Source organism: Plantactinospora sp. CNZ321, assembly GCF_004217235.1.
Genome location: NZ_SHKQ01000001.1, coordinates 5,234,964 through 5,253,458 on the forward strand (window position 1 = coordinate 5,234,964; position 18,495 = coordinate 5,253,458).

22 protein-coding genes, 1 tRNA gene and 2 pseudogenes are annotated in these 18,495 nt (G+C 70.6%); 19 read left to right on the forward strand and 6 right to left on the reverse strand.

The features are described from left to right. The first annotated feature begins 14 nt into the window (after nucleotides 1-14). From EV371_RS22610 to EV371_RS22680, 15 genes are all read left to right on the forward strand, one after another. Nucleotides 15-443 carry a DUF3307 domain-containing protein gene (locus tag EV371_RS22610; RefSeq protein ID WP_130463828.1) on the forward strand — a complete coding sequence of 143 codons (429 nt, stop codon included), beginning with the start codon at nucleotides 15-17 and terminating at the stop codon, nucleotides 441-443. A gap of 105 nt (nucleotides 444-548) precedes the next feature. Next, nucleotides 549-1,478: a hypothetical protein gene (locus EV371_RS22615; RefSeq protein ID WP_130463829.1), complete on the forward strand. Its 930-nt coding sequence runs from the start codon at nucleotides 549-551 to the stop codon at nucleotides 1,476-1,478. 86 nt (nucleotides 1,479-1,564) lie between these two features. Further along, nucleotides 1,565-2,443, forward strand: coding sequence for an FtsK/SpoIIIE domain-containing protein (locus EV371_RS22620; protein ID WP_130463830.1), 879 nt, complete (start codon nucleotides 1,565-1,567; stop codon nucleotides 2,441-2,443). Next, a complete protein-coding gene (locus EV371_RS22625; protein ID WP_130463831.1) occupies nucleotides 2,440-2,658 on the forward strand; it encodes a hypothetical protein in 219 nt (72 codons plus the stop codon). Before EV371_RS22620 ends, EV371_RS22625 begins: the two co-directional genes overlap by 4 nt. A gap of 80 nt (nucleotides 2,659-2,738) precedes the next feature. Further along, entirely contained in the window at nucleotides 2,739-3,164 is a 426-nt protein-coding gene (locus EV371_RS22630) for a DUF6197 family protein (protein ID WP_130466134.1), read from the forward strand. After that, nucleotides 3,161-3,460 carry a hypothetical protein gene (locus tag EV371_RS22635; protein ID WP_130463832.1) on the forward strand — a complete coding sequence of 100 codons (300 nt, stop codon included), beginning with the start codon at nucleotides 3,161-3,163 and terminating at the stop codon, nucleotides 3,458-3,460. Before EV371_RS22630 ends, EV371_RS22635 begins: the two co-directional genes overlap by 4 nt. Continuing rightward, a complete protein-coding gene (locus EV371_RS22640; RefSeq protein WP_130463833.1) occupies nucleotides 3,457-3,678 on the forward strand; it encodes a hypothetical protein in 222 nt (73 codons plus the stop codon). Before EV371_RS22635 ends, EV371_RS22640 begins: the two co-directional genes overlap by 4 nt. Beyond that, nucleotides 3,675-4,022: an HIT domain-containing protein gene (locus tag EV371_RS22645; RefSeq protein ID WP_130463834.1), complete on the forward strand. Its 348-nt coding sequence runs from the start codon at nucleotides 3,675-3,677 to the stop codon at nucleotides 4,020-4,022. Before EV371_RS22640 ends, EV371_RS22645 begins: the two co-directional genes overlap by 4 nt. Beyond that, nucleotides 4,019-4,429 carry an RRQRL motif-containing zinc-binding protein gene (locus tag EV371_RS22650; protein WP_130463835.1) on the forward strand — a complete coding sequence of 137 codons (411 nt, stop codon included), beginning with the start codon at nucleotides 4,019-4,021 and terminating at the stop codon, nucleotides 4,427-4,429. Before EV371_RS22645 ends, EV371_RS22650 begins: the two co-directional genes overlap by 4 nt. After that, the gene (locus tag EV371_RS22655; protein ID WP_130463836.1) at nucleotides 4,426-4,716 is read left to right on the forward strand and encodes a hypothetical protein; all 291 of its coding nucleotides are present in this window, start codon (nucleotides 4,426-4,428) and stop codon (nucleotides 4,714-4,716) included. The genes EV371_RS22650 and EV371_RS22655 overlap by 4 nt, the downstream gene beginning before the upstream one ends. 25 nt (nucleotides 4,717-4,741) lie before the next feature. Then, complete coding sequence (locus tag EV371_RS22660; protein ID WP_486484756.1) at nucleotides 4,742-5,380, forward strand: hypothetical protein; 639 nt, start codon at nucleotides 4,742-4,744, stop codon at nucleotides 5,378-5,380. After that, nucleotides 5,377-5,643, forward strand: a complete 267-nt coding sequence (locus EV371_RS22665) for a hypothetical protein (protein WP_130463838.1) — start codon at nucleotides 5,377-5,379, stop codon at nucleotides 5,641-5,643. Before EV371_RS22660 ends, EV371_RS22665 begins: the two co-directional genes overlap by 4 nt. Further along, complete coding sequence (locus tag EV371_RS22670; RefSeq protein WP_130463839.1) at nucleotides 5,643-7,436, forward strand: replication initiator; 1,794 nt, start codon at nucleotides 5,643-5,645, stop codon at nucleotides 7,434-7,436. The genes EV371_RS22665 and EV371_RS22670 overlap by 1 nt, the downstream gene beginning before the upstream one ends. Nucleotides 7,437-7,472: 36 nt before the next feature. Further along, nucleotides 7,473-7,691, forward strand: coding sequence for a helix-turn-helix domain-containing protein (locus EV371_RS22675; RefSeq protein ID WP_130463840.1), 219 nt, complete (start codon nucleotides 7,473-7,475; stop codon nucleotides 7,689-7,691). Further along, a complete protein-coding gene (locus EV371_RS22680) occupies nucleotides 7,688-8,848 on the forward strand; it encodes a site-specific integrase (protein WP_130463841.1) in 1,161 nt (386 codons plus the stop codon). The genes EV371_RS22675 and EV371_RS22680 overlap by 4 nt, the downstream gene beginning before the upstream one ends. A gap of 69 nt (nucleotides 8,849-8,917) precedes the next feature. Here the strand turns inward: EV371_RS22680 and EV371_RS22685 are convergent. Together EV371_RS22685 and EV371_RS22690 are read right to left on the reverse strand one after the other, a co-directional pair. Then, a tRNA-Val gene (locus tag EV371_RS22685) sits at nucleotides 8,918-8,989 on the reverse strand. A 50-nt stretch (nucleotides 8,990-9,039) separates the two neighbouring features. Further along, nucleotides 9,040-9,603: a TIGR02611 family protein gene (locus EV371_RS22690; RefSeq protein WP_130466135.1), complete on the reverse strand. Its 564-nt coding sequence runs from the start codon at nucleotides 9,601-9,603 to the stop codon at nucleotides 9,040-9,042. Between the two features lie 328 nt (nucleotides 9,604-9,931). Here EV371_RS22690 and EV371_RS22695 point away from each other — a divergent pair, with 328 nt between their 5' ends. Continuing rightward, a complete protein-coding gene (locus EV371_RS22695; protein WP_101365276.1) occupies nucleotides 9,932-10,363 on the forward strand; it encodes an SsgA family sporulation/cell division regulator in 432 nt (143 codons plus the stop codon). Nucleotides 10,364-10,478: 115 nt separating this feature from the next. On the opposite strand, the gene EV371_RS22700 is transcribed toward EV371_RS22695, so the two are convergent. After that, nucleotides 10,479-11,255, reverse strand: coding sequence for a glucose 1-dehydrogenase (locus EV371_RS22700; RefSeq protein WP_130463842.1), 777 nt, complete (start codon nucleotides 11,253-11,255; stop codon nucleotides 10,479-10,481). 379 nt (nucleotides 11,256-11,634) lie between these two features. Between EV371_RS22700 and EV371_RS22705 the strand changes: the two genes are divergently transcribed. Then, nucleotides 11,635-12,573 carry an AraC family transcriptional regulator gene (locus tag EV371_RS22705; RefSeq protein WP_486484757.1) on the forward strand — a complete coding sequence of 313 codons (939 nt, stop codon included), beginning with the start codon at nucleotides 11,635-11,637 and terminating at the stop codon, nucleotides 12,571-12,573. Between the two features lie 254 nt (nucleotides 12,574-12,827). Then, the gene (locus tag EV371_RS22710) at nucleotides 12,828-13,010 is read left to right on the forward strand and encodes a DUF4236 domain-containing protein (RefSeq protein WP_130463844.1); all 183 of its coding nucleotides are present in this window, start codon (nucleotides 12,828-12,830) and stop codon (nucleotides 13,008-13,010) included. A gap of 90 nt (nucleotides 13,011-13,100) precedes the next feature. Here the strand turns inward: EV371_RS22710 and EV371_RS22715 are convergent, their stop codons facing one another. After that, nucleotides 13,101-14,039, reverse strand: a complete 939-nt coding sequence (locus EV371_RS22715; protein WP_130463845.1) for a hypothetical protein — start codon at nucleotides 14,037-14,039, stop codon at nucleotides 13,101-13,103. 190 nt (nucleotides 14,040-14,229) lie between these two features. On the opposite strand from EV371_RS22715, the pseudogene EV371_RS34585 reads away from it, so the two are divergent. Further along, nucleotides 14,230-15,009: pseudogene (locus tag EV371_RS34585) on the forward strand (tetratricopeptide repeat protein); the annotation flags it as partial. A 1,262-nt stretch (nucleotides 15,010-16,271) separates the two neighbouring features. On the opposite strand, the pseudogene EV371_RS22725 reads toward EV371_RS34585, so the two are convergent. Together EV371_RS22725 and EV371_RS22730 are read right to left on the reverse strand one after the other, a co-directional pair. Further along, nucleotides 16,272-17,600 (reverse strand): annotated as a pseudogene (locus EV371_RS22725) (HAMP domain-containing sensor histidine kinase); the annotation flags it as partial. 157 nt (nucleotides 17,601-17,757) lie between these two features. Next, nucleotides 17,758-18,414: a response regulator transcription factor gene (locus EV371_RS22730; protein ID WP_130463847.1), complete on the reverse strand. Its 657-nt coding sequence runs from the start codon at nucleotides 18,412-18,414 to the stop codon at nucleotides 17,758-17,760. Nucleotides 18,415-18,495 lie beyond the last annotated feature (81 nt).

Consider the following 18,495-nt stretch of genomic DNA (forward strand, 5'->3'; position numbering starts at 1 on the left):
TGGGAGAGGTTGTCATGCTCGAATCCGCCATTGTGTTCGCTGTCGTCGCGGCGGTGCTCTACGCCGGCCACCAGGTGGCCGATCACGTGTTCGGTCAGACCGACAAGCAGGCCGCGCACAAGGCTGCTCCTGGCTGGCATGGCTGGCGTCATCTGCTGGCCCACGTCGCCGCCTATCACGGTGTGCTGGTCGTGATGTTGGCTGTCACGATCGCCGTGCTCGGCCTGCCGGTGACCGTCGCCGGTTTCTGCGCCGGGATGGCGTTCTCCGCCGTCACGCACGCGATCCTGGACCGGCGTTGGCCGGTGCGGTGGATCCTGACCCATACCGGCGGCGCGGACTTCGCTGACCGTCAGACGCCGATCTGCGGCATGTACCTGGCTGATCAATCCCTGCACGCGGGATGCCTGTGGGTATCCGCTCTGCTGGTCGCCGCCCTCTAGGGCTTCGGCAACCCCGTGATACAGGCGCGGGGTCGGTACTGGCTCCTACACCTGCCGACCCCACGCCCTCCAACCCATCCACCCCATCATCTGGGAGGACGTGTCATGTCCAAGCCTACCGCCCGCCTCTTCGGCGGGAAATCGTCCGGAACGGTCACGGTCATCGAGGCCAGGGTCCACCGTTCCTCGGCCCGTAACGCCCGGCTGGCGTTCGTCCTGACCGCCGTCATCGTCGGCCTCCTGGCCGCCGTGGTCACCGCCTCCTACTGGCATCCGATCCTGGCCCTGTTCACCGGCGCGGCTATTGGCGTCGTCTGTGGCGCCCTGGCGTGGGTGCTGGTGCGGGTGTGGCCGGTCATCCGGCTGCTGTGGTGGTGGACCCCCGAAATTGTGCTGTCGGTCCTGGTGCTGACCGGCTGGGTCCAGCTCGCCAACCACACCCCTGCTGTGGTGACCCTGCTTGTGGTTGCCGTCGTCGTCGGCGTACCGGCCGCCATCCCGCCTGTCCGTCGGCAGGTCGTCGCCTGGGCCTGGTGCCTGGTCGTGCGGCATCGGCTGCGGGTGTGCTTCGCACAGTTCATCGTCGCCAACCAGTCCGGCTCCCTGCCGCTGATCCTGTGGGCACGTCCCACCCCGGTGGGTGAACGTGTCTGGGTCTACCTACGGCCCGGCCTGGCCATGGCCGACCTGGAGGGCCGGCTTGACCGCATCGCGGTCACCTGCCACGCCTCCACCGTCCTGATCGAGCGGGCGTCGGAGCGTACCGCCGCCTATCTGCGGTTCGACATCAAGCGCCGGGAGGTGCTGACCGCCACCGTCGGCTCCCCGCTGGTCGACGTCGTCGACCCGAACACCCCGGCCACCGACCGCACGCCGGGACTGGCGCCGACCGCGCTGGACCTACCTGACGTGCCGACCGAACCCATCAATGTCCCGACGGCCAGGCCGGCACCCGCCGCCAACGGCAGCAAGCCCGCGGCCTCCACGTCGCCGAACGGCGCCACCGCCGAGAACGACGTTTCCGACTGGATCTGACCTACCCGATTTCGGGACGCGGGAAGCCCTGCAGGGCTTTCGCCTGTGTGGCTTCTCGCGCCCCACATCCGCCCAAGGAGGCAATCATGACCACCACATCCGCCCCGGCCGGTGTGCCGGTGGGTCCTGGCCTGTCGATGTTCGACCCGATCTTCATTGGTATCGACGAGTTCGGCCAGCCTGTCTACATCACCCTCGCCTACCGCAACCTCCTTGCCGGAGGTGAACCCGGAGGTGGCAAGTCCGGCCTACTCAACACCATCGCCGCGCACGCGGCCCTGTCTGTCGATTCCCGCCTGGTCCTCCTTGACGGCAAGCTCGTCGAACTCGGCCAGTGGGAAGACGTCGCCGACGCGTTCATCGGCCCGGACATCACCGCCGCCCTGGCCGTCCTCCGACGGCTCCAGACCGTAATGAACAACCGCTACGCCTGGCTACGGGCCCACGGCCGGCGGAAGGTCACCCCGGCCGACAGCCTGTCGGTCATCACCGTCCTGGTCGACGAGATCGCCTTCTACTCGGCGACCGTCGGTGCGAAGCAGGAACAAGAGGAGTTCGTCGCGCTGCTGCGTGACCTGGTCGCCCGGGGACGGGCCGCAGGCATCCCGGTCGTCGCCGCCACCCAGCGGCCGTCGTTCGACATCATCCCCACCAGCCTGCGGGACCTGTTCGGCTACCGTGCCGCGTTCCGGTGCACCACCCCGAACAGCTCGAACATCGTACTTGGCCACGGCTGGGCCGAGCAGGGCCACACCGCCACCGACATCCAGCCCACCAACCAGGGCGCCGCCTACCTGATCGCCGAGGGCGGTACGCCCCGCCGGATCAAGGTCGCCTACCTCACCGACGCCCAGATCGCCGGGATCGCCGACTACGCCGCCTGGATCCGCCGCCCGGCCGGCTTACAGACCGACGAACACCAAGCCCACCGCCTGGCGCATGACCTGTTGAGGGCAGCGGCATGACCACCCGGGAACGCGCCCGCGCCAAGGCCAACACCCAACGGATGGCCCAGTTCACCGAACTGTGGATCGTCGGCCACCCCGCCGACGTCGCCGCCCTGGTCAACACCGCCAGCCGTAGCGGCCTGCTCGCCTATGTCTCCCCGCCCGCATCGATGGGTGGTGACGACCCGCGCATCCGCCGCTACCTCCGGCTACGCGTACACCGCAACCGCTAGCACGGCCGACAGGACCGGAACACGCCTGCAAGCAACCCCGGTCCTGCCGACCTTCACCCATCCGAAAGGACGTGGCTGCCATGAAGGCTACCCACAACCCACCCACCCGGCCGGTCGTCGACCTGACACCGGCCGACATCCTCCGCTGCGCCGCCGTCTACCTGAAGACGCGCGGCTGGACCCGGGGCAACTTCTTCAACCCCCTGACCTCTGTGCCGTTCCCGTCGGCCTGCGCCGCTGGCGCCATCTGCGCCGCCACCGTCGGCCGTTCGACCGTGCCCGCCGATTTGTCATCGACCGATCGGTCCGCCGCCTACCAGGCGTTGGCGTTCTTCGCCGACTACCTCAACAACTTTGGCGACCCCAACAACCGACCCGACGCCGTCAACTTCATCGGCGACTGGAACGACGAAACCAGCCGCACCGCCACCGAGGTCATCGACGCCCTCAACGACGCCGCCACCGAATGGGACCAGCAACACCCGGCAGGCGGTGAAACCGCATGAACACCGTCAAGCACCCGTTGACACCAGTTCCCCGGCCCCGGCGCAGGAATGTCGTCGAGAACGACGAGTTCGCCGCCTTCGCCCGGCGCATCATCCGCGCCCACGGCCGCCGCGTCGCCACCGGCGACGTCGAAGCACTCCGCGACCTCGTCGCCCTCTCCGCCGACCTCGACACCGCCATCGGCCAAGCCGTGATCGGCCTGCGTGCCTTCGGCTACTCCTGGGCCGAGATCGGTAACCGTCTCGGCATCTCCCGCCAAGCCGCCCAACAACGCTGGGGCGGTGACACCCAATGACCGACCTCGTACTCAACGGCTACCAACGGTGGCTTGAACTGGCCTGCCGACAGGCGGAACTGATCGGCGCAATCCGCTTCTGGGCCAACGCCCCCGTCAGAACCGACGGCATCACCCTGGCCTCCAGGATTCAAGCGCTGAACGAGATCCGTCAGCTCCTCACCGACTTCGAGGCCGAACAAGCCGCTCAGCAGACGAAGGCCGGTGACCTGCGATGACCTGCATCTTCTGCGCCATCGTGCGTGGGCAGGAACCCGCCACGATCATCCGCCGCTGGTCTGACGCGGTCGCGATCACACCACGCCGTCCCGTCACCCCGGGCCACACCCTCATCATCCCGCTCCGGCACGTCAAGGACGTCACGGAGGACCCGGCGGTATCCGCCGTGACCATGCGGGCTGCCAGCGAACTCGCGGTACCGCCCTGCAACATCATCACCTCAGCCGGTCCGGAAGCCACCCAGACCGTCTACCACCTTCACCTTCACCTCGTACCCCGCACCAGCACCGACCGGCTCTCCTTGCCCTGGAATCCGCGTCAACGCCGGGGTGAACGCCGATGACCGAGCTACGCAGCCCATACCTGGATCAGCTCGGCGACCGGACCGGCATCTACGTCGAGTTCTACGACCCTGCCGGGGACCGGTACGGGTTCCCGACCTTCCCCTACCGGGGAGCACCCGAACACCTCGCCACCGTCCGCCAGCTCCGTGCCGACGGGCTCCGTCCCGGTGGACACGACCCGATCGCTCAAATCCTGTGGCGGCACCGCCGTCAGCGCAGGGTCGCCTACCTCTACGACCGGCGCCTCGCCAAACCGAAACGCACCGCCACCCCCGCACAGCGTGTGGCTATCGCCGCCGCGCTGCTGGCCCGCCGTACCTGCCCGGCCTGCGAGCAGGTCAAGCCCTACTACATCCCCCGCCGCTACGGCGAATGCCTCGACTGCCATCAAGGGAGGCCGTCATGAGTTTCCACCTCGCCGACCCGTGCCTGTGGTGCATCGAAGGCAGCAGCCCCGCCGGCATCCACCACATCCTCGGCCCCGTCTACAAGCCCTGCCCCGCTTGCCTACCCATCTGCACCGAGTGCGACGGCACCGCCGTCTTCCCCGCCGACTTCATCTGCATCGGCTGCTTCCAAGGCCAGATGGCCACCCTCGGCCTCGTCCCGGCGTTCTGCCCCGGCTGCTCCGGCGTCGCCTACCTCATCCTCACCGACACCCTCCCGGAGGTGACCCCCCATGCCGACCACTAACCCATCTCCCCGTGCGGCCGACCGCATGGAAGGCGTGGTCCTGGTCCTCATCCTGTTGACCGTCGGTGGCGCTGCCGGTGCCGCGTCCTTCACCCACGTCCACGACTGGACGATGGACAACAGCCCGACTCACACCCCGGGCTGGTTCGGCTGGGCCAACGCCGTCATCTCCGAACTCGTTCCTATCGCCGCGTTGCTCACCATCCGACGCCGCCGCCGGACGGGTGCCCCGATCGGCTACCCGGTAATCCTGCTCATCGCCGCCGCCAGCCTGTCCCTGGCCGCACAGTTGGCCGTCGCCAAACCCAGCCCGTCCGGCTGGCTCCTGGCCGCCGTCCCTGCCCTGGCCTTCATGGCCCTGGTCAAACTCGTCCTCAACCCCGTCAACAACCAGGCCGGCACCGCCGACACCATGTCGGCTGTCGACCCGATCCGGGTCCAGGTCACCGAACCGGTCACCGTCGATACGGAACCGCCGGCTATCAGCCCGGCACCCGAACCGGTCGACGTCCCCACACACATGATTCCTACCGCCCGGTTCGCCGTCGTCCAGCACGAGCAGACCACCGGACAACCGATCACCGTCGACGAGCTGTCCCACCGACTCGACGTCGACCCGGCCACCGCCCGGAACCTCCTGACCGTCATCCGGGACGGTCGATGACCATCCACGTCGTCGACATCGAGCAGGTCACCCACACCTGCCCGGCACAGCCCGGCCCGCACGTCTACGACACCCGTCGGACACTCGTCCACGTCATCCCCGGCGGCCCCTGCCGTGCACCGGTCACCATCCGCTGCGGCACCACAACCGCCACGATCCCGTGTCACCGGCACGAGCCGCCTGACCGGCAATGCGGCGCCTGCCGCATCATCGTCACCCAACACACCATCACCACCCGACACCTCACCGAGGTAGCCGGCTGATGGCATCGACGCTGGACCTCACACCCCGCGCTACGGCCCGGGGTGTGGGCTCGAACGCCGACACCATCCCACCCTTGTACTCGTACACCGCCGCCGGACAAGCCTTCACCCGCGCACAACAGCCCGGCTACTTCGCCTGGCTTGACCACGTTCGCCCGGCCGCCGGCTGTACCCGCCCCATCCGCCTGGCCGGCAGCATCCGCACCATCGAGGCTGGTACCGGCCGAATCCTCGACGCCCGGCACACCGACACAATGCCCGACGCCGCCATCTACACCGGCTGCGGCAACCGACGCGCCACCGTCTGCCCCTCCTGCGCCCGCACCTACCAACGCGACGCCTACCAGCTCCTGCGCGCCGGCCTCATCGGCGGCAAAGGCGTCCCCGACACCGTCACCCGCCACCCGGCCGTCTTCGCCACCTTCACCGCACCATCCTTCGGCACCGTCCACACCCGCAGAATCGGCCGGCATACTTGCCGCGACCGGAAACGTTGCGACTGCCGCCCCGACCCCTGCCACGCCCGCCGCACCACCGACCCCACCGCGACCGTGTGCGAGCACGGCCGACCCGCCGTGTGCTGGGCACGCCACGACCCCGGCGACATCGTGCTCGGCCGGCCGCTGTGCCTGGACTGCTACGACCACGACCACCAGGTCGTGTGGAACCTCTACGCGGGCGAGTTGTGGCACCGCACCAAGCAAGCCGCGGAACGCCACCTCGCCCAACTCGCCCGCCAGCGAGGCATCCCCCGCGTCGACGTCGTCACCGGCTCCGGGAAGGTCCGCAAAGTCCCGCCCGTGCGGATCTCGCACGGGAAGGCGGCCGAGTTCCAAGCCCGTGCGGCGGTGCACTTCCACGCCCTGCTCCGCCTCGACGGTGTCCACCCCACCAACCCGAGCGCCGTCGTCCCACCACCGGCCGGGTTCACCACCGACGACCTCGACCAAGCCATCCGGCACGCCGTCGCACAGATCGCCTTCACCACCCCGGCCCACCCGGACCGGCCCGTCGGCTGGTCGATCGCCTGGGGCGAACAACTCGACATCCGCCCGATCACCCTGACCGGGCATGGCGACGTCACCGACAGCATGGTCGCCGGATACCTTGCCAAGTACGCCACCAAAAGCACCGAGGTAACCGGGCACCGCTCCGTCAGGCTCGACGCCGACAGCATCGACGACTACGCCGACCCCGACGGCGACCACACCGCCCGCCTCATCGACGCCTGCTGGCGGCTCGGCCGCCCCACCATCACACCCCGGGCCCTGCGCGACCGACCCCGCGATCACCGACCCACACCCGGCCTTGTCGCCCCGTGGACATGTCCCGACTGCGGCACCCACACCCGCTACCCCGCCTGTCCCGGCTGCGTCGCCAACCGTCAAGCCACCGTTGACACCGAATCGACGAACCCGGCGACTGCCAACCCATACGCCCGGCTGCGCCGCTGGGCACACATGCTCGGATTCGGCGGCCACTTCCTCACCAAAGCCCGCCGCTACTCCGTCACCTTCCAACTCCTGCGCGACACCCGTATCGCGTTCCGACGTCACGAGGATCGAGAACCGGCCGGCACAGACTCCGGCACCGTCCGGGCCGTCGACCACCAGGACGAGGAAACCACCCTCATCATCGGCACCCTCACCTTCGCCGGCACCGGCTGGCACACCACCGGCGACGCCCTCCTCGCCAACACCGCCGCCGCCCTCGCCCGCGAACGACAAACCACCGGCCGCGAGGAAATCGCCCACGAACTCGGCACCGTTACCGCCACCCCTGTAGCGGCGTGACCGCTCTCAACCCGCGAAGGAACAGGAGACAACCCCTTGCCGACCGTCCTGACCGCTCCAGAGAGAAAGGCGCTCTACCGCATCCCCGAGGCCATGGCACTGCTCAGCCTGAGCCGCAGCGTCATCTACGAACAGATCCGCTCCGGCCGACTCCGCACCGTCCGGCAGGGACGAACCCGCCTCGTCCCCGCCGCCGCCATAACTGACTACGTGACATTGCTCGAACACGAGACCGAGGAAGGAGGCACCCGATGACCAAACGCCGTGCTCGTGGAGACGGCGGCCTGCACTGGGACGAATCCCGACAGCGCTGGATCGCCACAGTCACCGTCGGCTACACCCCGGCCGGCAAACGCATCGTCCGCAAAGGCAGCGGCAAGACCAAGACCGAGGCCCGCACCAAGCTCCGCGAGAAGATCCGCGACTACGAAGACGGGCTCGCCATCGCCGAGCACCACTACACCGTGACCGAGGCCGTCACCGACTGGCTGACCTACGGGCTCAACGGCCGATCCGACCGCACCAAGACCAAGTGCGAGATCCTGTGCCGTACTCACATTATCCCGGCGTTGGGCGCTCGGAAGCTGCGTGAGCTTCGCGCCCAGGACGTCGACCGGTGGCTTGCCGACAAGGCCACCACCCTAAGCACCCGTACTCTCGGCGACCTCTACGGCTGCCTCAACCGCTCGGTCAACCGAGCCATGGCCCGGGACAAGGTAAAGCGCAACGTCGTCGCGCTATGCACGATCCCGCGCGGGCAGCAGGGCCGGCCTTCCAAATCACTCACGCTTGCCCAGGCACGGGCACTCCTGGCCGCCGCCGAGAGCACACCCCTGTATGCCTACGTGGTGCTGTCACTCCTCACCGGAGCGCGTACCGAGGAGCTACGCGCCCTCACCTGGACCCACGTCGACCTTGACGGCCAGCCCGATCTTGATCCGCCGCTACCACCCTCCGTGCAGGTTTGGCGCTCCGTCCGAGCCGGAGGCGACACCAAGACCAGAAAATCGCGGCGAACGCTCGCGCTTCCTCAGCGATGCGTGACCGCCTTGCGGCTACATCAAGAGCAACAAGGCCGAGACCGGACCAGAGCCGGCAAGGATTGGCAGTCTCTCGGCCTGGTCTTCACGACCACCATCGGCACCGCCCTCGACGCGGCCAACGTCCGCCGGGCATTCCGCCGAGTCGTCGCGCTGGCCGGCTTGGACCCGGCCGTCTGGACGCCGCGCGAACTCCGGCACAGCTTCGTCTCTCTGCTCTCCGACAGCGGCGTCTCGTTGGAGGCCATCGCGGACCTGTGTGGCCACGCCGGCACGACTGTCACCGAGAAGGTCTATCGGCATCAGCTACGTCCGGTGATTCTCGATGGAGCGCAAGCGATGGATGCGATCTTCGGGTCGGTGGACCCGTAGTCACTCAGTTGGTCACCCACCTATGGAGAGAGGCCCGGATCATCGATATGATCTGGGCCTCTACGTGCGTGGGCGATACTGGGATCGAACCAGTGACCTCTTCGGTGTGAACGAAGCGCTCTCCCGCTGAGCTAATCGCCCTCAGCGCGGACGACTGTACCCGATTGGCCGGAGCCTGCGCGACTTCGGGGTCAGTGCGTCGCGATGTAGTGCAGGAACCCGGCGACGAGGTCGATGCCGAGGCTCGCCCTTACCGACAGCCAGACCACCATCGCCACGAACACCAGCCCGACCGACCCGAGGACGATCCGGACCAACAGGGACTGTTCCCGTACCCAACTTGCCCAGCTCTGTACGTGTCGACGGGTGAAGCCGAGTAGCCGTTTGGCCCAGAGGAACTCCACCGCCCAGATACCCAGCCCACCGATCACGATCAGCCAGCCGGGGCCCGGTAGCGGAATCAACACGAGACCGAGTGTGACGACGATCGCACCCGCGACCGCCACGAAAACCTTCAACGCGATCCGGCCGGACGGATTGGCCCGGATGATCTCCAGGGTCCGGCGCACCCGTTGCCACCGGGTCTGCGTCACCAACGGCTCGAGCGGCACCGCCGCGCTGGTGCAGGTAGATGACTCCGTCGCAGGTCCGGGCCGCTCCCCCGGTGAGACGCGCTCGTTCTCCGGCACGTCGTACCTCCGCTCTTCGACCGCCCCCGAAACACCGGAGCGGACTCCGGCGCCGACCCCGTTCATCCCTGACGCGCCGAGCAGAGCCGATTTCTCCATTGAGGATGGATTCGTAGCCATTTCAACCCCCAGTGTCGCCCCGCCCGTCACTCAACAGGACGACTGGACGTTACCGGAGTGAGTCGACGGCTGAACCATCCGGCGTCGGGTGGGATCGAGTACCTGGGCAGAACTGGACATCCTACATAAAGATTCGATTTCGATCGGTGACTAGGAAGCCATCTCCCACTACTGGGTGATATCAGCGTATGGCGGAGCGTAACCATGAGTAGCAGCTGAGGATGGGAAAGGCGGGACACATACGTCCCGCAGCGGTGCCGGGGGGAGAACGTCCATGAGTGTCATCCGACCGACCACGGTCGAGGTCGAGACGTCGTTAAGGCTCGTTGCACCTGACGCCACGGCTCTGCCCGTGCGCGCCAGCCTGCGCTACGACCCAGCCGACCCGTATGCGGTCCATGTCCTGTTCCATGCGGAATCCGCCGGGGGCGAAGCGGTCAGCTGGTCCTTCGCGCGGGAACTGCTCGTCACCGGTCTCGATGAGCCGGCCGGGATCGGCGACGTCCGGGTCTGGCCCTGGGCCACGCCCCGAGGCGACTTCGTCGCGCTCGCGCTCTCATCACCGGACGGTAACGCACTGTTCGAGGTGCCGCGCAGCGTCCTGGTCAGGTTCCTGCGCCGGACGTACGTGGTGGTCCCCCGGGGCAGGGAAGGAGACCACCTCGACGTCGACACGGCGGTCAACCGACTGCTGGCCGGTCGCTGATCGTCCCCGCGACGGCCTCGCGGGCACGTCACGTCGCCGGAACGCCACGCCGCGCGGACCCTGCCGAGGTCCGCGCGGCGTATGCGCGGGTCTGTGCTGATCGACCCCGCAGTGGTCAACCATGCGTGGTGATGCCGCCGTCGACCGGAATGACCGCTCCGGTGAGGTACGCCCCGGCCCGGGACGCCAGATAGATCGCGGCACCTGCCATGTCGTCGGGCCGACCGATCCGGCCGAGCGGCACCTGATGCTCGATCGTCGCCCGGGTCGCCGGGTCGTCCAGCGCGAACGCCATCATCTTGCTCTCGAACGGGCCGGGCGCGATCGCGTTCACCGTGATGTGCTCCGGAGACAGCTGGTGGGCCAGGCTCCGGGTCAGCATGTGCACCGCCGCCTTGGTGGCCGAGTAGGCGTACACCTCCATCCAGGGCACCCGGATGCCGTCGATCGAGCCGATGTTGATCACGCGGGCCGGGTCGTCGGCGCTGGCCGAGGCGCGCAGCGCGGGCAGCAGGGCGGTGGTCAGCTGGAACACCGCCTTGACGTTCACCGCCCAGAGCTTGTCGAAGGCGCTCTCCGGGTACGCCTCCAGCGGTGCCCCCCAGGTCGCACCGGCGTTGTTGACCAGAACGTCCAGCGCGGGCACCCGGGCCAGGACCTGCTCGGCGAGCCGGGCCGCCCCGGCCGCGCTGGAGAGATCCGCCGGGATCGCCACGCAGCGTCCGACCTCGGAGAGCTGCTCGGCGACCTCGGCGCAGACGTCCGCCTTGCGGGACGAGATGATCACCTGAGCGCCGGCCTCGACAAATCCTCGGGCGATCATCAGACCGATCCCCCGGGTACCGCCGGTGACCAGCACCGCCTTGTCCTCGACCGAGAACAGCCCTGGCATGCGCACCTCTGGAGGCCGTGGGTCGGTCGGATGTCGCCCGACCCGGTTGGCGTACTGTCCGGCAACCTAATCCCGATCACCCCGACCGGACAACTCGGCCCGGCAGGGCGCGCTGCGCCCCGGTCCCGGCGAGCCCGACCGACGCCCGCGATCATCCGCTCGGTGTCGGCGAGCCCAACCGGACGCCCGGGGATGACGGCTCGGCGGCACCCGGGATCCGCTGGTCCGCCTTCCGGGCGATCTCCCCGAGATTGCTACCAGCCCGGGAGCACCAGCACCCCGACAGGTCGGTCGGCGGGCGCCCGGCCGCCACGGTCGGGTTCCGGACGCGGGCCCGGCCGAGGGGTGCGTGGCGGGCAGACGGCGGCTAACGTCGCAGGTGATGGTCCGATTCGGTCAGCTTCCCGGTGAACCGGGCGAGGTGCCGGCCCAGCCGGCCTGGGCGGGTATCCGCACTCTCACCCTGCGCGACTATCTGCTCAATCCAGCCCGTCGAGGTCCGCTGCTGGTCGATCGACACCTGCTCATCCTGGTCACCGTCGGACACGGCACGCAGGAGATCGACTTCCGGGCGTACCCGTGCCGGCCGGGGTCGCTGCTCTGGGTACGGCCCGGGCAGGTCGTCCAGCACGGCGGGCAGAGCGGACTCGATGCGGTGATGGTCTGCTGGACCCCGGAGACCATGCGCCACCTCGGTGTCCCGCCGGTCGGCCCGCCGTACGCGGCCGGCTACTGGCAACTCGCCGGTGAGGACGAGGACGCGGTGATCAACGAGGTCAGCCAACTGGTGGTGGACTGCCAGCGGCACGGTGGCGGCGTACTCGCCGCCGACCTGCTGCGGCACCAGCTCGCCGTACTGCTGCTGCGGTTGGCCCTGCTCCCGCGCGAGACCGCCGTTCCCGATCCGGTGGCGCCCGGCGTCGCAGCGCGCAGCCGGAACTCGGCGAACGGCGGCACCCTGGACGGCACGGATCCGACCGGCATGTTCGGGCGGCTGTGGCAGGAGGTCGAGCGCTCGTACGGGCGGACCCGCCGGGTCGAGGACTACGCCGGGCGGCTGGACTGCTCGGTGCGTACCCTGACCCGGGCCTGCCTGGCCGCCACCGGACGCAGCGCCAAGCAGGTGATCGACGAGCGGGTGGCGCTGGAGGCCCGGCGGCTGCTCGCCGCGACCGACCTGCCGGTGGCCGAGGTCGGCCGCCGGCTCGGCTTTCCGGAGCCGACCAACTTCGGGCGGTTCTTCCAGCGCGCGGTCGGGCACAGTCCCGGTGCCTTCCGGGCCGGACTGCCCGGCCGGAACCCCACCGTCCACCGGTGACCGGGCGAAGCACCACCGTCCACCCGTGACCGGGCGAAGCACCACCGTCCACCCGTGACCGGCCGGAACCCCACCGCCCGCCGGTGACCCGCCGGGTGCGTGGCATCGACCATCGGCGGACCGTCCGGTGCGGAACGCGGACCGTCCGGTGCGCAACGTCGTGACCGCCACCGATGCCGGCGCGAGTTTGCCGAACACCCGTATGGGGAACTTCCCGGCCACTCCGAGAGTGTTGTCCCGAAGGGAGCCTGGTCGTGGGTCTGATGTTCCGCAAGCGGAAGAAGTTCGGTCCGTTGATCCTCAACTTCACCGAGAACGGCTTCTCGTCCTGGAGTATCAAGATCGGACGCTGGTCGTGGAACTCCCGGGCCCGCGCGCACCGGGTCGACCTGCCCGGGCCGCTTTCCTGGAAGCAGGACAAGTCGCGGTCGCGATGAGGCGGTGGCGGCCAGCGCCGCCACCGCACCCCGGTTCCACGGCGCGCACGCCTGCGGCTCAGCGCCCGGGACCGGTCCAGCGGCCGATGCTCAGGCCGGCGGCCTGGCGGTGATGGTGACGTCACCGCCGAGCCGACCCGCCTCGGGTTCCCGACTCACCAACCCGGCGGCCAGCAACGCGCCGAGTACCCGGTTGGTGTCCGCCGGACGGTAGACGGTCCGCTCGGCGGTGAACTGGCGCAGTTCGGTGACGGACGCCGGGCCGACGGACGCCAGGCGGGCCAGCAGTTCCCGCCGCAGCGGCCCGGGATGCGGCGTCAGCGAGATGTCGAGCAGATGCCCCTGCGGATCGCCGGGATCCCGGTAGCACACCCCGGCGTACTCGTCCACCGCCCAGAGCGCGTTCTTGAACGCGTCCAGCCGCCTACCGGCGGCGGTAGCGAAGATCAGCACCTCGGCCCGGTCGTCGGCGACCAGCTCGACCTCGGTCACCAACGGCAGTCCGGCCTCGGTCAACCGACTCCGGTGGTCAGCACGGGACCAGGCCGGAGGATCGAGCACCAGCAACAGTTCGGCGGGCCGGCCACCGGCCACCGCGGCGAGGACCTGCGCGGCGGGCTCCGGACCGCCGGCACCGTCCAGGTAGGCGCCGGTAACGTCCAGGTAGGCGAGGATCGGAGCGCCGTTCGCGGCGGCCGCCTTCAGCGCCACCGGCAACCGGTCGACACCGCCCGGCACCAGGTGTGCGGCCAGTCCGCCGGGCAGTTCCGACTGCACCGCCGCGTGCCGTGCGGCGAGGTCCTGATCGTCGGCCCGACCGCACGTCAGTGCCGTCATCCGCCGACCGTGCAGCAGGTCGGCGAACTCACCGAAGACCCGTAGCGCGGCGTCCGCGACGCCGCCGTCCGCTCCGGCGTACGCCTGCGCGAAGGTGGCCCGGCGGGACCGGTGCAGCGCGGCAGGCGCCCAGGAGTCGAGCTGGCGTACCAGCAGTTCCCGTTTGACGACGCCGATCGGGTCACTGGACATGCTGCGGTTCTACTCCGCCCGGCCCGCCCCTGTCATCTCGACGGCCGCCCCGCCGCCCCGAGTCTGCTCGGCGAGCCGTCGACCGTCGGGATATCGGGCACAGGCTCGGCCACGGATTGCCCGACATGACGACGAAACTGCCACCACCTGCCCTCTTGTACTGAACGTCGCCGGGCGAGCACGATGGGGCGTGGCTTCCGGCTTCGGGGAACTCATCCAGCACGCGAACGCGCTCGTGGCAGCCGGTGACCTGGCCGGGGCCCGGAATCTGCTCGGCCCCCCACTGGACGCCGTCGACCCGAGTCCCGGGCACGCCTCCGTCGAGTTGGCCGAGGCAGCCGGCCTCCAGGCCCGGATACTGGTGGCGCTCGGGGACCCGCACGCGGCGCAGGGCTGGGCCATGTTCGCCCACTCCGCGGCAACCCGGCTGTACGGCGCCGCCGACCAGCGGACCGTGGCGACCGCGGCGACCCTCGCCGCCGTACTTCACCGGGTCGGCAGCCACGTCCGGGCCGCCCGACTGTACCGAGACGTGATCATCGAACTCACCGCGACCGACGGTCCGGAGTCGTTGCGGGTACTCGCCGCGCACGCCGACCTGGCCACCGTCGAGTACGCCCAGGGCGAGTGCACGCTGGCCCGGAACAGGCTGGAGGACGCCTGGGAGCTGCACCGGGAGGTCTACGGCGACGGCCATCCGGGCGGGATTCGGATGCTGGCCCGGCTCGGCGCGATGCAACGGGACTGTGGGCTCTTCACCCGGGCGCACGAACACCTGGCCCTGGCCCGCGAACTGTGCCGGGAGCACCTGCCGGCCGACCATCCGCTGGCGACCCAGGTCGCGGCCCTCGCCCGGGCGGCAGCCGATCCCGACCACGTCTGCGCCGACCCGCCGCCGGAGCCCGAGGACGATCCGCACACGCCGACCGGCCGGCCCGGCGGGGGGTACGCCGAGCCGTGGCGCCCCGAACCCCGGCACGCCGAGCCAGCACCGTACGACGAGCAGCCAGCACCGTACGCCGTGCGCCAGGAGCACGCCGGGTCCCCGCAGCACGCGCACCATCCGGAGCAGCCGCACCACCCGCAGCACGCCGCTCCGCGGCAGGGTGGCCCGCAGCATGCGGCGTCGTCGTACCCGACGGCACCTCCCCAGCACGGCGGGGAGCATCCGCCGGACGTCGAGCTGCCGCCGCGTGAGGAGCCGCCACCACTACGCTTCCGGCCCCCTCCGCCGACCCGGCCCGCCGGTGCCGGCACCGACATCCCGCAGGTGCCGCCGCCCCGACTGCCGCCCGCGCCGCTCGTCGAACCACCACCCCGGTGGAGCACCCCGCCGCCGGCCGGGCCACCGGTGCCGCCACCCCGCAGCGCGGCGGACCGGTCCGGGCCGGGCGTCTCCCCCGCTGTGGGGCCGGTCGCCGACGAGGACGATCCGGAGTACGGCTGGTGGCCGCCGGACGTAACCCGCAGTAGCCCCGACGGCGACGACCACCCGGTCGGTCGGCACCCCGAACCTGCCCCCACCGAGCCGTGGCGACCGGAGGGCCCTTCCGGACCCACCCCGCCGGGCGGCGAGCAGACCTACCCGGAACTCCCGGACGGTCACGCCGCCGGCCTCGCCGCCGGGCAGGTACCCGAGATCCGGAACCTGCCGGAGAGACGGTCGCCCCGGTTGCCGGTACGGATCCACCGGCCGCAACCCGCGAGCCGCCGGCTGCCGATGATGGTCGTCGCCGGCCTGGTGGTCCTGGTCCTGCTCGGCACGGCCGCCGTGGTGCTCGGGTTCGGGCCCACCGGGGACGACGAGCCAGCGCCGCCGGCTCCCGGGCCGGCGACCAGCACTCCGGCCGCATCACCGCGCACGCCGCCGCCTGCCTCCCCCGGCACCCCGCCCGGTTCGGTGACCCTGGCCGACAGCCGGAGCAGCGTGACGCTGGGCTGGAGCTACCCGAACGGCGCCGAGGGCCCGGTGGTACTGGCTGGCGGGCGGGCCGGGCAGGAACTCCGGCCGTTCCAGGAACTGCCGGCCGGCTCCACCGGCTACGTGGTCTACGGGCTGGACACCCGGGACAACTACTGCTTCTCGGTCTCGGTCGTCTACTCCGGGAGCGTCATCGGTGCGGCCGATCCGGTCTGCACCGAACGGCCCGGCAGATCACCGTCGACACGCTGAACACCGACCGGCGGCCGTGTCGACATCGGGGCGTCGTGGCCCTCGGACGCCGGACGCTCGGCCGGCAGGCGTACCTCGACCCGCAGTCCCGGTCCGGCGTCGGCGAGGGTCACCGTGCCGCCCTGGCGGCGTACCAGTTCCCGGACGATGGCCAGTCCGAGCCCGGCGCCGCCCGCGTCCCGGGCCCGGGCGTCGTCCAGCCGGGTGAACCGGCCGAAGACCCGGTCCCGGTCCCGGGCGGGGATGCCGGGCCCGTCGTCGGTAACCGTCACCAGGTGGTACGCCGCGGCGGTCCGGTCGCCAGGGCCGGCCTCCAGCACCACCTCGCTGGTGGTGTGCCGTACCGCGTTGTGCAGCAGGTTGCCGAGGATCCGGGTCAGCGCGTCCGGCTCGGCCAGCACCCAGAGCGGCGAGCCCGGTGCCACCACCCGCAGCGGCGGCGCCGGATACCGCTCGGCGACCTCGGTCAGCAACTCCCCCAGCTCGACCGGTTCGGCTGCCCGGGGTGGCCGGGCACCCGCCTCGTCCAAGCGGGCGAGCAGCAGCAGGTCGTCGACGAGCCGGCTGAGCCGCTGGGTGTCGGCGAGCAGGTCGTCGGCGACCGCCGGCCAGTGCGTCGCCGGACCGAGCCGCTGCGCGACCTCGAGCTGGGTCCGCAGGTTGGCCAGCGGGCTGCGTAGCTCGTGCGCGGCGTCGGCGACGAAGGCGCGCTGCCGGGCCCGGGCCGTCTCCAGCCGGCCCAGCATGCCGTTCAGGGTCACCGCCAACCGGCGGATCTCGTCGTGTGAGGCGGGCAGCGGCAACATACCCGGCCGGGTCCCGCCGGTGATCTCCTCGGCGCCGGCCCGCAACGCCTCGACCGGTCGGAGGGTGGCGCCGACCACCCGCCAGGCGACCGCGGCGAGCGCGACCAGAAGAAGCGGAAAGCTGACCAGCAGGATGGTCCGGACCACGGTCACGCTGTGCCGCACGTCCGCGGTGGACTTGGCCACGAGCACGGTGTGCGGATCGGCGGCCGGTCCGGCGGGCACCGCGACGACCCGGATCGGACCGTCCAGGCCGAGCCGTCGGCCGGGCAGGTAGAACCGGTCCCGTTCCCCGGCCTGGAATCGCCGCAGCTCGTCCGGGTAGAGCATCGGGACCAGCCGGTCGGCGTCGATCGAGGCGGCCCGGATTCGGCCCTGCCCGTCGAGCACCTGGACGCGTACCTGACCGCCGGCGACCGGCAGCGGGTCCGGCAGCGCGTTCTGACCGGCGAGCCGGGCCACCGCCTCGGCGGTCTTCAGCGCCTCGGTGTCGACGGTGCGCTGAAGCGCGTAGCCGAGCGCGCCGAGCAGCACCAGCCCGCCGACGGCAAGGCCGGCGGCAAGCCCCGCCGCGCTGATGATGGTGAGTCGGGCGCGCAGGCTCAGTTTCCGCCACGGCCGTCGCCAGCCGCGCCGGCCGCCCCGGAGCCGGATCACCGGAGGGCTCCGGTCCCGACGTCGGCGAGCGCTTCACGCTCCACGCGGAGAAGCGCCCCCGGGTGACCTAGCGCCGAGCGAGTCATGTCACCAGCCGGTAGCCGGCGCCGCGGATCGTCTCCAGCCGGTCCCGGCCGATCTTGCGACGTAGGTAGCCGACGTAGACCTCGACGGCGTTCGGCGCGGTACGCAGGCTCGCGTCCCAGACGTGGTCCAGCAGCTCGGTCTTGGAGACCACCTCACCGGCCCGGCGGAGCAGGTACTCCAGCAGGGCGTACTCCCGAGCGGTGAGATCCACCCCGACCCCGTCCCGGGTGACCCGGCGGCGGGCCGGATCCAGGCTCAGGTCACCGGCGACCAGTATCACCGGGCGGCGCGGCGCGCCCCTGCGGAGCAGGGCTCTCAACCGGGCCAGCAGCACCACGTAGGAGAAGGGTTTGGTCAGGTAGTCGTCCGCACCGCAGTCCAGCCCGTCGGCCTGGTCGTACTCGCCGTCCTTGGCGGAGAGCATCAGCACCGGCAGCCAGTGCTTCTCGGCCCGCAGTTGCCGAACCACCCGGTAACCGGAGAGCCCGGGCAGCATCACGTCCAGGATCATCGCGTCGTACCCGCCGTGCCGGGCCAGGTCCAGCCCGTCCGGCCCGGTACCGGCCACGTCGACGACGAAGCCCTCCGCCGAGAGGCCGCGTTGCAGCGCCGTGGCCAGTCGGGCCTCGTCCTCCACCACCAGCAATCGCACCGGACAAGCGTGCCATCCCGGCCGGGGCAACCACACCCGGCTGAGTGAGCCGACGGCGGTTCTCAGTGGTTTCACAGCGCG